At 56.4% G+C, this 13,728-nt stretch carries 12 protein-coding genes; 5 read left to right on the forward strand and 7 right to left on the reverse strand.

All coding sequences use genetic code 11. From position 1 onward, the window contains the following. Window positions 1-24: 24 nt before the first annotated feature. Genes fumC through ACR0DK_RS11825 form a run of 4 tightly spaced genes read left to right on the forward strand, consistent with a single transcriptional unit; the run spans window position 25 to window position 2,475 of the window. Window positions 25-1,419: a class II fumarate hydratase gene (gene fumC / locus ACR0DK_RS11810; protein WP_170510046.1), complete on the forward strand. Its 1,395-nt coding sequence runs from the start codon at window positions 25-27 to the stop codon at window positions 1,417-1,419. Beyond that, window positions 1,419-1,595, forward strand: a complete 177-nt coding sequence (locus ACR0DK_RS11815) for a DUF4169 family protein (protein ID WP_170393154.1) — start codon at window positions 1,419-1,421, stop codon at window positions 1,593-1,595. The genes fumC and ACR0DK_RS11815 overlap by 1 nt, the downstream gene beginning before the upstream one ends. After that, window positions 1,592-1,813: a ribbon-helix-helix domain-containing protein gene (locus tag ACR0DK_RS11820; protein WP_170393155.1), complete on the forward strand. Its 222-nt coding sequence runs from the start codon at window positions 1,592-1,594 to the stop codon at window positions 1,811-1,813. The genes ACR0DK_RS11815 and ACR0DK_RS11820 overlap by 4 nt, the downstream gene beginning before the upstream one ends. A 59-nt stretch (window positions 1,814-1,872) precedes the next feature. Next, a complete protein-coding gene (locus tag ACR0DK_RS11825) occupies window positions 1,873-2,475 on the forward strand; it encodes a DNA-3-methyladenine glycosylase I (protein WP_480736272.1) in 603 nt (200 codons plus the stop codon). A 12-nt stretch (window positions 2,476-2,487) separates the two neighbouring features. On the opposite strand, the gene ACR0DK_RS11830 is transcribed toward ACR0DK_RS11825, so the two are convergent. The 4 genes from ACR0DK_RS11830 to ACR0DK_RS11845 all read right to left on the reverse strand — a co-directional run bounded on the left by ACR0DK_RS11830 (window position 2,488) and on the right by ACR0DK_RS11845 (window position 6,842). Next, complete coding sequence (locus tag ACR0DK_RS11830; protein WP_480736274.1) at window positions 2,488-3,369, reverse strand: fructose bisphosphate aldolase; 882 nt, start codon at window positions 3,367-3,369, stop codon at window positions 2,488-2,490. Window positions 3,370-3,441: 72 nt separating this feature from the next. Then, window positions 3,442-4,791, reverse strand: coding sequence for a cytochrome P450 (locus ACR0DK_RS11835; protein WP_480736278.1), 1,350 nt, complete (start codon window positions 4,789-4,791; stop codon window positions 3,442-3,444). After that, on the reverse strand, window positions 4,788-6,002 hold the full coding sequence (locus ACR0DK_RS11840; protein WP_480736280.1) for a hypothetical protein: 1,215 nt from the start codon (window positions 6,000-6,002) through the stop codon (window positions 4,788-4,790). The genes ACR0DK_RS11835 and ACR0DK_RS11840 overlap by 4 nt, the downstream gene beginning before the upstream one ends. Before the next feature lie 87 nt (window positions 6,003-6,089). After that, the gene (locus tag ACR0DK_RS11845) at window positions 6,090-6,842 is read right to left on the reverse strand and encodes a cytochrome c biogenesis CcdA family protein (RefSeq protein ID WP_170393160.1); all 753 of its coding nucleotides are present in this window, start codon (window positions 6,840-6,842) and stop codon (window positions 6,090-6,092) included. Window positions 6,843-6,947: 105 nt separating this feature from the next. Here ACR0DK_RS11845 and ACR0DK_RS11850 point away from each other — a divergent pair, with 105 nt between their 5' ends. Further along, window positions 6,948-7,181 carry a sulfurtransferase TusA family protein gene (locus ACR0DK_RS11850; protein ID WP_170393161.1) on the forward strand — a complete coding sequence of 78 codons (234 nt, stop codon included), beginning with the start codon at window positions 6,948-6,950 and terminating at the stop codon, window positions 7,179-7,181. 56 nt (window positions 7,182-7,237) lie between these two features. Here the strand turns inward: ACR0DK_RS11850 and ACR0DK_RS11855 are convergent, their stop codons facing one another. The 3 genes from ACR0DK_RS11855 to ACR0DK_RS11865 all read right to left on the reverse strand — a co-directional run bounded on the left by ACR0DK_RS11855 (window position 7,238) and on the right by ACR0DK_RS11865 (window position 13,701). Continuing rightward, on the reverse strand, window positions 7,238-10,069 hold the full coding sequence (locus ACR0DK_RS11855; RefSeq protein ID WP_480436901.1) for an Rne/Rng family ribonuclease: 2,832 nt from the start codon (window positions 10,067-10,069) through the stop codon (window positions 7,238-7,240). Between the two features lie 507 nt (window positions 10,070-10,576). Next, window positions 10,577-11,911, reverse strand: a complete 1,335-nt coding sequence (locus ACR0DK_RS11860; RefSeq protein WP_170393162.1) for a sigma-54-dependent transcriptional regulator — start codon at window positions 11,909-11,911, stop codon at window positions 10,577-10,579. An 11-nt stretch (window positions 11,912-11,922) separates the two neighbouring features. Then, window positions 11,923-13,701: a sensor histidine kinase gene (locus ACR0DK_RS11865; RefSeq protein ID WP_370644429.1), complete on the reverse strand. Its 1,779-nt coding sequence runs from the start codon at window positions 13,699-13,701 to the stop codon at window positions 11,923-11,925. Window positions 13,702-13,728 lie beyond the last annotated feature (27 nt).

Here is a 13,728-nt window from a genome sequence, read left to right on the forward strand (position 1 = left end):
CTGCATACCAGACCGGAGCGACCGATGTCTCAAACCCGCACTGAATCCGACAGCTTTGGCCCGCTTGAGGTGCCTGCCGATAAGTACTGGGGCGCGCAAACGCAGCGTTCGATCATGAACTTCCCCATCGGCTGGGAAAAGCAGCCCGTCGCCATCGTGCGCGCGTTGGGTGTGATCAAAAAGGCCTGTGCAATTGAAAACAAAGCCATCGGCAAGCTGGACGCCAAGATCGCCGACGCGATCATACAAGCGGCCGGTGAAGTGTTCGAAGGCAAGTTTGACGACAACTTTCCTCTGGTCGTATGGCAAACCGGCTCGGGCACGCAATCCAATATGAACTCGAACGAGGTCATTGCGAACCGCGCGATTGAGATTATGGGTGGCGAGATTGGCTCGAAAGATCCCGTTCACCCGAATGATCACTGCAATATGGGTCAATCCTCGAACGATACTTTCCCCACCGCGATGCACATCGCCACAGCGATGAGTGTGCGCGATGTGTTGATGCCCGGGCTTGAGAAGTTCGCCTCGGCGCTGGAAGCCAAGGCAAAAGAGTTTGCCGGTATCATCAAGATCGGCCGTACCCATACGCAGGATGCCACGCCGTTGACGTTGGAACAGGAATTCGGCGGGTATGCGCACCAAATCCGTCAGGGTATTGCGCGCGTAGAAGCTGCAATGCCCGGTATCTATGAACTGGCTCAAGGCGGTACTGCTGTGGGTACCGGTTTGAACACGCATGGCGGCTGGGATGAGGCTGTCGCCAAGAATATGGCCGATATCACCGGCCTGCCCTTTGTGACCGCGCCGAACAAATTCGAAGCGCTGGCCGCACATGATGCCATGGTCTTCCTGTCGGGCGCGTTGGCCACGATCGCCGGTTCCTGCTACAAGATTGCCAACGATATCCGTCTGTTGGGTTCGGGGCCCCGCTCAGGATTGGGTGAGCTTATCCTGCCCGAAAACGAGCCCGGTTCCTCCATCATGCCCGGAAAGGTGAACCCGACACAGGCCGAAGCGCTGACTCAGGTGGCCGCGCATGTGATGGGCAACGACGCAGCAATGAAGTTTGCAGGTTCGCAGGGCCATTTCCAGCTGAACGTCTACAACCCGATGATGTCCTATAACCTGCTGCAGTCGATCCAGCTGCTCGGCGATGCAGCCGACAGCTTTACCGAGCGGATGCTGTTGGGCATCAAAGCCAACGAGCCACGCATCGACAAGCTGATGAAGGAATCCCTGATGCTGGTGACTGCTCTGGCACCGACAATCGGGTATGACAACGCCACGACCGTCGCCAAAACAGCGCACAAGAACGGCACAACACTTAAGGAAGAAGCGATTGCGTTGGGCTTTGTGGATGAGGCGACGTTTGATGCGGTTGTGCGGCCCGAGCATATGATTGGACCCAAGGACTGATGGGTAAACCGGTTAACCTGAACCGGTTTCGAAAAGAAAAAGCGCGGGCTGAAAAAAAGGCCCGCGCGGATGCAAACGCTGCGAAACACGGACAATCCAAAGCCGACAGGACCGTAGTAAAGCTGCAGCAAGACCGGCAGCGCCGGGACCTTGACGGTCACAAGGTCGACGAATGAGTGGACGTCCTGTCAAACGCTCCCTGACCTTGCAAGGTCATCGAACATCCGTTTCGCTTGAGGATGAGTTCTGGCAAGCCTTCCGTGATATCGCGCGGGAAAAAGATATCCCAATCAATGTCCTGGCGGCAAATATTGATGCAGAGCGCGACCCGGAAACCGGACTGGCTTCGGCCATTCGTGTCTTCATTCTGAATTGGTATCGTCAAACCGATTGAGTACTTGATTTCAAACAATCGCGTCGCTTATCTTCGCGGAGAACAAAAAGGGTACATTCATGAACGATTTGGCAACAGGCCCAGATGGAAAGCCTCGGTGTTCGTGGTGCAACGTCGCCCCCGAATTCTTTGACTATCATGATAACGAATGGGGATATCCGGTTTCCGATGACAGACGACTGTTTGAGAAACTGTGCCTCGAGAGCTTTCAGTCAGGCTTGAGTTGGCGCACCATTCTGTCAAAACGCGAGAATTTCAGGGCAGCGTTTAGAAACTTTGATTTCAACAAGATAGCCGAATTTTCTGATGCAGATATCAATCGACTTCTGGACGATAAAGGCATCGTGCGACACCGCGGCAAGATTGAAGCCGTGATCAACAACGCCCGCCGCGTGCAGGACCTAATCGCTGACGAGGGATCATTGGCCGCTTATGTCTGGAGGTACGAGCCTACGGCGCCACCCGCCCCGCAAAGCGCTTCCACATCGAAAGAATCCATTGCGATGTCGAAAGATCTGAAGAAACGCGGTTGGAAATTCGTAGGCCCCACCACGATCTTTGCCTTTATGCAGGCCATGGGGTTGATCAATGATCACGCCAACGGATGTGTCATGCGCGAAAAAGCGGCGCAATTGCGCCGCGATTTCATCAAGCCCGAATAGATTACCCCACTATCAGACCGAGGCGCGGAAGATATTGTCGATATTCCCGCCGAGCGCTGCATTGAATTCCGCGTCTGATTGCTGCTTGGACAGCCCTTCGGTCAGTGCGCGCGAAAACGACGCGATCATCTTGCTGTTTTGGCCAAGCAGGTCGCAGGCCTGCTCGGTCGAGTATCCGCCGGAAAGCGCCACAACACGCAGGACGCGCGGGTGATCCGCCACCTCATCATACAGGTTGGCCTGGCTGGGGATCGTCAGCTTCAGCATCACTTCCTGACCCTCGACCAATTGATCCAGGTTCTTCAGAATTTCTGATTTCAGAATGTCCTCAGCTTCGGCCTTGGTTTCCGAGTGGATGTTTACCTCAGGCTCGACAATTGGGACCATTCCCGCATCAGTGACCACGCGTGCGACCTGGAACTGCTGCGCGACAACGTCGGCAATGCCCTGAGCATTTGCTTCGTGGATAACTGAGCGTTCCTTGGTGCCAAAAACATCATCCGCCTTGGCCAACGTCTGAGCCAGCCCCGGAATTGGCTTCATCATCTGAACACCGTTGGCCTGATCCTCAAGTCCTTTGTCGATTTTCAGAAACGGCACGATACCTTTTTCGGACCACAGATAATCCGCGACCTTCTTGCCGTCGATTTCTTCGCCCAAGGTCCGTTCGAACAGGATCGCGCCAATCACTTTATCCTTGGTGAAATCGTCAGCCAGAATGATCCGCGCGCGCATCTTCTGAATCTCGCCGAACATCTCTTCGTCTGATCCGTAATCCGATGCTTCAACACCATACAAAGCCAGCGCTTTGGGGGTTGAACCGCCGCTTTGGTCCAGTGCTGCGATAAATCCTGCGCCTTCGGACATCTGCGCGCGCTGTTCTGCTTTCGACATAACTCAATCCCGTTCAATATGATTCCACATTTTCAATCCGCATACAGCATGCCGAAGAGCGATGGTAGTTTGTTAGCGCTCAACCAAGCGCAACCAAATTCCGTCTTTCGATCTGACGGTCAAATGCGCGACCGGTACCGGCGTTTCGTCTGGTATTGTTTCGAATCGGTAACGACGCAAGAGCATCGATAAGATCAAAGGACCTTCTACCATCGCGAACCCTGCGCCCGTGCAGACCCGGGGGCCCGCCGAAAAGGGAATATAGGCCTCGCGCTGGCATTTCTTTCCGTTTTCCGTCGTCCATCGCGTGGGGTCGAAATCGTCTGGCCGGTCCCAAAGCCTTTCGTGCCGATGCAAGTGCCAGGGGCTTACAACGATCTGAGAACCCTGCGAAATATCCCGATCTCGGAAGCGTTCAGGGCATGTCGCCTCGCGCACCATCATTGGAACTGGTGGATACAGGCGCAAAGATTCACGAAACACATCGCGGCTAAGTTTCAATTGGGACATGGTAGAAAACTCGGGCATGTCCAGAGCTTTCGCTTCCTCAGCCAGCTTTTCCTGCCAGTCCGGATACATCGCCATCAGATAGAGCGTCCAAGCCAGTGCAGACGCGCTGGTTTCATGCCCCGCCAAAAAGAAGATGGCGACCTGATCGACCATTTCCTGCGCATCAAACCGGTCTCCGGTTTCCGGGTCTGTAGTCGTCATGATCTTGGTGGCCAGATCATCGGGGGCCGACCCGTTTTCGATTGCTATAGCGCGTTCATCCGTCAATCGGCTGATCAGATCCCGAATCTCGCCGGCGGTTTGGCGAGTTTTGCGAGAATGAAATCGGGGCATCCAGCTTGGAACCGTCACGAATGCGGCCAGGTTCAGCAAGGGCTGTTCGCGCTGATAGATTCGGAATTTATCGAAGACCTGCGCGGCAACCTCATGTTCGATGGGAACCGAAAACAGGGTGCGGAAAATCACATCCGCCGCGACATGGCTTGTGATTTCTTCACATTCCACCTTCTGCCCAACCCTGCCAGAAAGCCGATCCGCACAAGCCTGCGCCGCATTTAACATTGCGGGAAACGTATCTTTCAAACGTCCGCCTTCAAAGGCGGGATCAATGATCCTGCGCTGCCGTTTCCAGACTTCGCCATTGGTCAGGAACACGGACCGGCCCAATAAGGGGCGTAAGCCTTCGCTGATGCGATTTGATTTTGGAAACGCATCCGGGCGCTCTTTCAGAACTGCGCGGATCAGATCGGGTTGGTTGACCATATACGAGCGAAAGAACGGCGTTCGGAATTCAGCCATCCACGCTCGATATAGACGCTGGGGCTGAGCAGACAGCAAGTCTTGCCGAAACAGACGTAGATACCGCCACAGCGAGACCTTATCTGGTCGTGCTTCGGGCTTTGGGGGCGTCATGCTTCCACCGCGATGTATTTCGAAACAGCCCGCTCAATGCGCGATCGTGATGGGGCGCGCCTTTCAAACCGCTGTTTCAATGTTTCAGGACCTGCGGTGATGCGGAAATAGTCATAAAGTCCAGGTTGATCGAACGCACAAAGATATTGAAAGTGCAGGCGAAAAAAGCGCCAACGCAATTGCTGCCATCGCGCGTGGGACAGTGTTTGGGTGAAGGCCGCAGAAAGAACCAGCGGCCCGCATTTTTTGGGGCCAGCGACGCCGCTGACCGCGACCGGATCGCACAACGCAAACGCGCAGCCATCCCCTGGTGCAGAGACATCGATCCAAGTCATATCCGCGCGTTCGGACAGATATTTAAGATCAGCGCGAAGCGTGTGTGCCTGCGGTAGAAACGAAACCATTGGCACCACCTGCCCCAAGGTCAGAAAGGATAAGACTGGCTTATCCTGTACACCGCCCCGTCGTCGTAAAACATCTGCCAACACTGACACACCAAGATGGGCGCCAGAGCTGTGACCTACGACCAGCACCTCATCGGTGTCTGTGTCCAGCGTCTCGGTGATCAGGTCAGAAAACTCCCGCAGCCTCGATTGCAGATCTTGCGAGTACGCGCCGTATAGCTTCGCCGAGTGGGCATAGTCATGCATGAGGTAATAAGCGAACAGTCGATTATCGATCTTTCGGAACCATTGCATCAGAGCATAGATTACCCCGGCAGCAGGTACCAAAGACCACCACCCAACGAGTGGTTTCAATACAGCGACTAAACCCCAAGCAATAAACAACGATGCCAAAAGCTGCAGCAGCAGCATTGCCACCGGGTATAGCGCCGCAATTACGGGCCCCTTGCGCAGCTGCATCAGCCGCCAAAGCGTACCGGTCGAGATATATATCCAGGCGGTTCTCGCCAGTTGCAGATAGGTTGCCGGTATCGATTGAGCCATGCTGTCACGCACGATATCCGACCAGACCAGAACCTGAACATCTGCATCAACAGGACTGCCGTCCTGCTGAGAAGTCACCTGCCAGCCGTAGGGACCTTCGCCCGCCCTAGCGCTAATATCGATCTGGTATCCCGATAACTCAGCCTGGGCGTGCCCCTCTTTGCGGTAGAGCTCTCGATATCGGCGCGGATGAATCGGGTCGTAGCCGGGAATGTAAAACACCCGGCGTTTGCGCACCTGCGGTTTGGATTGCTGACTGCTCATTACCCGGCCCTCTGCGCCAAAGATTAGCGCAGCGTTGACGCCAAGGTAAGACCTGGCGTCTATCCATCCGCGTTTAAAGCCAGAGGGTTAACCGAGGTTTGCCAAAGCCGGGAATGTTTCCAACAGCCACCAGCTGAATTCGGTGAACAAACCGGTGACAAGCATGATGCCAACAAACAGCAGCAGCCCGCCCATCACCTTCTCGATTGTGCCCATATGCGGTTTGATGCGGTTCATAACCGCCATCGAGCGGTTCAGGAACATCGCAGCCAGCAAGAATGGAATGCCCAGGCCTGCCGCATATACGCCAAGCAATACGGTGCCACGCGTGACTGATGCTTCGGAGGCGGCAAGCGACAAGATTGCACCTAATTGTGGGCCGATACACGGCGTCCAACCGAAGGCGAAGGCCAGTCCCAGAATATATGCCCCGAACACAGATCCGCTGGAGTCACCCGTATCAACGCGTGCCTCACGATCCAACAAAGGAATACGGAACACGTTCAGAAAGTGCAGGCCAAAGACAATGACGACAGCACCCGAGAGTTTGGCGAAAAGCACCTGGTTCTGAAGGACAAACGCCCCAAAGACCGAGGCTGTGAAGCCTAGCAGCAGGAACACTGTCGATAGACCCAAAACAAAAAACAGTGCCGCCAGGGTCGCCTTGCGCCGCGCGCGCGCCTCATCCTGCATCTCGTTGATAGTCACACCGCTCATATACGCGAGGTACGGTGGCACAATCGGCAGCACGCAGGGAGACAGAAAACTTATCAACCCGCCCAGCATGGCGATAAACATGGCAGGCAGAAGGCCCGCGTCTATGATCTCAATTCCGAACATGACTCAGCACATATGGTATCGCGCGGGTTTCGTCACGAGGCCATTCGGTCACATCCTCGTGGTTGCGCGCTGGACAGTATCGCTCGTTAGAAATATCTCAGCCCCATGACCAATGAGATTGAAACACTGGATGCGTTGGGATTGTTGTGCCCCTTGCCTGTTTTGAAGGCTCGGAAGCGCCTGAAATCCTTGCCTGCGGGGGGTATGCTGCGCGTGCTGGCCGATGATCCTGCCGCGATCATCGACGTACCGCATTTCTGTACCGAATCTGGCCATACACTTGTCTCGCAAGACACAGTGGATGGTCATCAGATATATGTGATCCAAAAATCGGCCTGAGGATTCTTTGGAACGCACCCTAATGAAAAAGGCGGGCCAGTTGGCCCGCCTTTTTCTTACTGTCCCAATGACCACCACCCTCGGCGCTTTGGCTTGGCCGGCGCGGGTTCGGGTTCGTCTGCCACTGCCTCCAAGACTGGCTCTGGGGTGGCAGCCTCAATGACTTCGGGTTCTGCTGCCACGGTCGATTCTTCGGCTTCTTCGGCAACCAGTTCAGGCGCTTCAGCAGGTTCCTCTGGCACTTCTTCAGCGACTTCAGAAGCCGACGTTGCTTCGGCTATCTCAAGTTCTGATGGTGCATCAGCACTATCGGGCTCAGCGGCTGGTTCGATGCTTTCAGACTCATCGGCTGGCTCTTGCTGTTCAGCCTCGTCGGCCTCAGCATTGACCGGCTCTTTCTCCTGATCGGAGTTCGCATTATCCGCTTCGGTCTGCGTCTCGCTTGCTTCGGCTGTGGCCTCAGTATCCTTTTTGCGTCGACGCGGTGCCCGGCGCTTTTTCGGTTTGGTCGCTTTCTCGGCATCTTCCTCAGCAACAGGCTCCGCCTCGGTCTGTTTGGCTTCGACGCTCTCAGCTTCGTTGCTCGAGTCGGTTACACTGTCTGCGTCAGACTCGTCCGCATTGCCATCCGGCGCGTCACCATTGCCCGAACTCTTCTTGCGCCGGCGCCGACGCCGTTTACGCTTGGGCTTGGTCTCTTCCTCGCTCTGAACCGCAGTTTCTTCTTCGGTTTCGTCCTCATCCGTGGCGTCGACCATATCCATCAGCGACGCATCAACCGAAACCACCGGCGCAGTTGCTTCAGGAACAACACGGCTAGCGGTCTTGAACTTCTCCATCGAGAAGTCGGGGCTGACCAAATGAACGTCCCCTTCGATCCGAACCGACAAACCGTACCGCGCTTCGATCTGCGCGATGTGTTCGCGTTTCTGGTTCATCAGGAAGTTGGCGATGCTAACCGGGCAACGCACCAATACCTCACGCGAACGGCGGCGAGTGCCTTCCTCTTCAATCTGGCGAAGGATTGACAGTGCCATATTGTCGTCCGACCGGATCAGGCCGGTACCATGGCAAGACGGGCATGGCTGGGTCGTCGCCTCAAGCATTCCAGGACGCAGGCGCTGACGGCTCATTTCGAGCAGTCCAAAGCCCGAAATCCGGCCCACCTGAATACGGGCACGATCCGTTTTCAGCTTGTCTTTCAGTCGTTTCTCAACGGCCGAGTTATTTTTGCGCTCGTCCATATCGATGAAATCGATCACGATCAGACCGGCCAGATCGCGCAGACGCAATTGGCGCGCCACTTCTTCGGCGGCCTCCAGATTGGTCTTCAACGCGGTTTCCTCGATCGAACCTTCTTTGGTCGCCCGACCCGAGTTCACATCGATCGCCACCAGCGCTTCGGTCACCCCGATCACGATATAGCCACCGGATTTCAGCTGAACCGTCGGGTTGAACATCCCGGCCAGATAGCTTTCCACCTGATATCGCGCGAATAGCGGCAGCGCGTCTTCGTATCGCTTCACGTTCTTGGCGTGCGACGGCATGATCATCTTCATGAAGTCTTTGGCGATGCGATACCCGCCCTCGCCTTCAACCAGAACCTCATCGATGTCGCGATTATACAAGTCGCGGATCGAGCGTTTGATTAGGTCGCCTTCTTCATAAATTTTCGCAGGCGCAATGGATTGCAACGTCAGCTCGCGGATCTGCTCCCACAGTCGTTGCAGGTATTCATAGTCGCGCTTGATCTCTGATTTGGTCCGCTTGGCACCCGCCGTGCGAACGATCAGACCCGCGCCCGTGGGCACGTCAATTTCAGCGGCAATGTCCTTCAGTTTCTTCCGGTCAGCGGCATTGGTGATCTTGCGGCTAATTCCGCCGCCCCGTGCGGTATTGGGCATCAGTACGCAGTACCGACCCGCCAAAGACAGATACGTGGTAAGTGCCGCACCCTTGTTGCCGCGCTCTTCCTTGACCACCTGCACCAGCAGGACCTGACGCACCTTGATAACTTCTTGAATCTTGTAGCGGCGCGGGCGTGGCTTGCGCGGAGGACGGATATCCTCGCTATCGTCTTCGTCTGCGACCGACTCGATGGTATCGTCTTTCGAAGCCGCGTCAGCGCTTTTGCTTTCTGTCTCGCCATCCGCCTCGGGCTCATCGCCAGAAGCTTCCGCCTCTTCTTCGTCAGACTTGGCTTCGACCTCATCCGAAGGTTCTTCTTGGTCGGTATCAGTTGCTTCGACAGGCGCGTCTTCCGCTACCTCAGCAGTCTCTTCTGGCGCTTCCGCCTGCTGATCTACATCTTCGGACTTGGCTTCTTCGATCGGAGCTTCTTCAGCGACAGGCTCGGCGGCATCCTCAGGCTCTTCCACCGGCGTCTCGGCAACGATTTCCATCGGAGACGTCCCTTCGGGCACCTCCGTCTCTTCACCGTCATCCAGATCGATGGTTTCCATTCCGGTCGGCTCTGAGGAAACCTCCAGCGTCTCAACCGGATCGTCCGTCTTGACGTCAGCGGCCTTCGAGCGCGAACGCGACCGGCGCTTCTTGGGCTTTGTTTCCTCGGCCTCATCCCGCGCCTTCATCGCCTCGGCATAGGCGCGCTCTTCCTCCATCAGCGCCTCGCGGTCAGCGACGGGGATCTGGTAATAGTCGGGATGTATTTCGGAAAACGCCAGAAACCCGTGCCGGTTCCCGCCGTAGTCCACAAATGCCGCCTGTAGCGACGGCTCAACCCGTGTTACTTTTGCAAGATAGATGTTGCCAGCAAGCTGGCGTTTGTTTTCGGATTCAAAGTCAAATTCCTCAACCTTGTTTCCGTCGACCACCACAACGCGGGTTTCCTCCGCGTGGGTGGCATCGATAAGCATTTTCTTAGCCATGTGTCCTTGGTGCACCGCGCCAAACGCGTTGTCCTGACCCGTCCAGGCGGACAGGCGCTTTTGGGGAGGTGTCTTGTACGGGCGATATCGGACGGCGCGCGGCAGGGTCTGGCGCTTTGGCCCCCTGCCCGTATACTCAATCGTTGCGCGCGCGTCATCGCGGTTCTTCTCCGACAGGCGCGTCTATATGCGGCCCGCCCATTTATTCCTTTCACCCGCATAGACGGGTTCAGGCGTTCATCTGCCCCATTGGGGCACAATCGGTCTGCCGCGCCGCGCGGGATCTATCCTCACCATCAGCTCAGCAGCGAAACTCAAAACACGGGGCTTGCAGGCACAAAATACCCGGCCCGTTCGATCACAATAAAAGCAGTCCTGTGGAAAAGACAATGGGCAAACTGCATCGCGACCCAAGAACGCGCCGAAGAGTCCCTTCATCTGTTCAGAAATATCCAGGGGTTGAATTGAACCGCAGGCTCAAGAGGGGGCCAGCCCCCTCCTCCACCTTCACAGGTAGTCCGAACGCTGCAACCCGTACTTCGCCATCTTTTCGTTCAGTGTCCGGCGTGGCAGGCAGAGTTCTTCCATCACCGAGGCGATCGATCCCTTGTGACGGCGCATCGTATTGTCGATCAGCATCCGCTCGAAGGCTTCAACATATTCCTTCAGCGGCTTGCCTTCAGTTGTCATCACTGGCTGCATCTCTTCGTGATCCGACATCAGCAGCGAAGCAATTGTCCCCGACCCGCGCCGCGACTGCAGCACCGCACGCTCAGCAATGTTGATCAACTGCCTCACATTCCCGGGCCACGGGGCCTGAAGCAGCTGAGCCGCTTCCTGCGCACTGACCTGAGGCGCGTCGCAGCCATATTCCTCTGCGAACTGTTCGCTCAGACGGGTGAACAGCGTCAGGATGTCCTCACCCCGCTGTCGCAGCGGAGGCATGGTGATGCGCAGCGCCGCCAACCGATAGAACAGATCGGGACGCAATACATCTTCTGAGGTTTTGCCCGCTTCCTGCAGGTTCGAAATCGCAACGATCCGCGTTTCCGCAGGGGTGCCCTGCTCATTCATAACGCTCAATAGACGGGCCTGCAGCGTATCACTCAGGGCTTCGACATCCTCAAGAACCAGCGTACCGCCGCGGGCCTCTTCGATGGCGGGCAACTGCGTGTCTTCGGGGAGCATCGGGCCAAACAGGCGTTTCGACAGCGCTTCTTCCTCAAGTGCTGCGCAAGAAACCAAGACGAATTTCTTACCCGCCCGGCTACCAACCGCGTGCAATGCATGCGCCACCAAAGTCTTTCCGGTTCCGGTTTCCCCATCGATCAGGACATGACCATCCGCCTGCCCCAGATCCAGAATATCTTCACGCAACCGCTCCATGACGGGGCTGGCACCGATCAGCTTGTTCATGATCTGCGTACCGCCAGACAGCTCACGCCGCAGGGCTCGGTTGTCAAGCGTCAGACGACGCGCATTGCTGGCGCGTTTGGCCAGTTCGGACATGCGATCGGGGTTAAACGGCTTTTCAAGGAAATCGAACGCCCCGACACGCATCGCCTCTACGGCCATTGGCACGTCACCATGCCCCGTGATCATGATCACCGGTAGCGTGCTATCGGCCCCCATCAGCTTTTTCAGCAGTTGAATGCCATCCATTCCAGGCATCTTGATGTCAGAAATCACGATCCCGGGGTATTCTGGCCCCAAGACCTTGAGCGCATCCTCGGCGCTTGAAAAGGTTTCGGTGTCGTACCCCGACAAAGCCAGCCACTGGCTGATCGACTGGCGCATGTCCTGTTCATCATCCACGATGGCGATTTTCATGGCCTGTGCCATAGTCACTTCCTCTATTCCGCGGCCTCAAGGCCGTCGCTTCCCAATATGGGCAATTGCATCTCAAACACCGCGCCACCCTGTTGGCCGTTGCGCGCGGTCAGCCGTCCGCCATGGTCGTTCACGATCCCGGACGAGATGGCAAGCCCCAGACCAACGCCGTCCCCCGGGCGTTTGGTCGTATAAAACGGCTCGAACAGGTTTTCGATATCCTCGATCCCGTGGCCATTGTCCCGCACGGTCAGTACCGCAGTTTCACCTGCAGCGAGAATGATCTCGACATCCGGCTCATCCACAGACTTGGTCGCATCCAGCGCATTGCGCAAGAGATTGACCATAACCTGTTCGATCCGCATCCGATCACCCATCACTATAACAGGTTCTTCGGGCAAAATCTGGGTTATCTTCACATGCCGCTGACGCAGCTGCGGTTCCATCATCGACAGGGACGAGGCCAGCGCTTCGCCAAGATTTACTGGCGAAAACGCATCTGCACCTTTGCGCGCATAGGATTTGAGCTGGCGCGTGATCGCTCCCATCCGCTCGATCAATCCGTCGATCCGCCCAAAGCTGGCCAACGCCTCTTCGGGCCGGTTTCGACGCAAAAGCAGACGCGCGCCGGCCAGATAAGTTTTCATCGCAGCCAGAGGTTGATTTAACTCGTGACTGACTGCCGCAGACATCTCGCCAAGTGCTGCCAGTTTTGAGCTCTGGGCAAGGGTTTGTTCGGCAACTTCCAGCGTCTTTTCAACACGTTCACGCTCAGCGATTTCCCGCTGCAGCCTTACGTTCAATGCGCGAAGCTCCGCCGACTCGCGCTGGAACAAGGTCATGCGCAACGTCGCTCTGCGGCTGAGCGCATAGAAGGTCAGCGCCAGAAGAATCGCAAATGCCATGATCTCAAGCGCCAGAACGCTGTTCACCCGCTCGCGGATCGACGAATAGGTGGTGAACGAGGTCATTTGCCAGCCCCGGAACGGAATGCGGGTCTCCATCCGCATCACAGCCTCGCCCTGAAGATAGGCATCGGGGGGCAAAGCGCTCCAATCGGTTGTGGCCCGGATTGCGCGCTGAATCGCGTTCTGAGGGGGCTGGCGCAACATGGCACCGCTTTCATCTAGACCTCGCCACTGAGGCTCGGTCGAGAGGATGATCGTACCAGTGCTGTCTGTGACCATCACCGCGTCAGAAATACCAGCCCAGGCGCGTTCAAATTTCTGCAAATCAACTTCGACTACGATCACGCCAAGGATCTCTGCATTCGCCTCGATTCGCCGCGAGTAGACAAAGCTGTAACCGCCGGATTCACGTGGAATGACCGAGAATATAGTGGCATTCGACCGGATAGCATCGATGAAGTAAGGCGAGTTCCGGTGGCTTTCCTGCAACCGGTTCCGGTCGGTTGCAGCACGTGTCAGGCCATCCCCATCCAGCAAAACCAGCGAGGCCGCCCCAATTTCTTCAACGAAAGAGATCAGACGCTGGCTAGACAGCGTGTAATCGCTGGATTGCAGGGCCGAAATCAGGGTGGGGTCACGGGCAAGCAACTGCGGCACGATGGCGTTGCGCCGCAACTCACTCAGCAGGTTGCCGGAATACAAGGCTAACCGCAGTTCGGCGCGGTTTCTGGTCGATTCGGTGAAGCGACTGGTTAGCAGACTGTTGGTGATCCACACTGTGGCGACGGTAGCAAGCAGCAACAAAAACACGGCAAGACGCAGCCGCCAGCCCATAGGCGCGCCGCGAAACCGGTTCAGAAACCCTTTGCTGTCTGCTTGATCTTCCGCGCTCATGTACTGACGCTACGCGTCTCGACTGAT

The organism is Ruegeria sp. CE6 (assembly GCF_056537485.1).

Bases quoted from the DNA above. Each gene is read 5' to 3' on its own strand.
- fumC (WP_170510046.1), top strand. From the start codon at position 25: ATGTCTCAAACCCGCACTGAATCCGACAGCTTTGGCCCGCTTGAGGTG.
- ACR0DK_RS11815 (WP_170393154.1), top strand. From the start codon at position 1,419: ATGGGTAAACCGGTTAACCTGAACCGGTTTCGAAAAGAAAAAGCGCGG.
- ACR0DK_RS11820 (WP_170393155.1), top strand. From the start codon at position 1,592: ATGAGTGGACGTCCTGTCAAACGCTCCCTGACCTTGCAAGGTCATCGA.
- ACR0DK_RS11825 (WP_480736272.1), top strand. From the start codon at position 1,873: ATGAACGATTTGGCAACAGGCCCAGATGGAAAGCCTCGGTGTTCGTGG.
- ACR0DK_RS11830 (WP_480736274.1), bottom strand. From the start codon at position 3,369: ATGTCGAAAGCAGAACAGCGCGCGCAGATGTCCGAAGGCGCAGGATTT.
- ACR0DK_RS11835 (WP_480736278.1), bottom strand. From the start codon at position 4,791: ATGACGCCCCCAAAGCCCGAAGCACGACCAGATAAGGTCTCGCTGTGG.
- ACR0DK_RS11840 (WP_480736280.1), bottom strand. From the start codon at position 6,002: ATGAGCAGTCAGCAATCCAAACCGCAGGTGCGCAAACGCCGGGTGTTT.
- ACR0DK_RS11845 (WP_170393160.1), bottom strand. From the start codon at position 6,842: ATGTTCGGAATTGAGATCATAGACGCGGGCCTTCTGCCTGCCATGTTT.
- ACR0DK_RS11850 (WP_170393161.1), top strand. From the start codon at position 6,948: ATGACCAATGAGATTGAAACACTGGATGCGTTGGGATTGTTGTGCCCC.
- ACR0DK_RS11855 (WP_480436901.1), bottom strand. From the start codon at position 10,069: ATGGCTAAGAAAATGCTTATCGATGCCACCCACGCGGAGGAAACCCGC.
- ACR0DK_RS11860 (WP_170393162.1), bottom strand. From the start codon at position 11,911: ATGGCACAGGCCATGAAAATCGCCATCGTGGATGATGAACAGGACATG.
- ACR0DK_RS11865 (WP_370644429.1), bottom strand. From the start codon at position 13,701: ATGAGCGCGGAAGATCAAGCAGACAGCAAAGGGTTTCTGAACCGGTTT.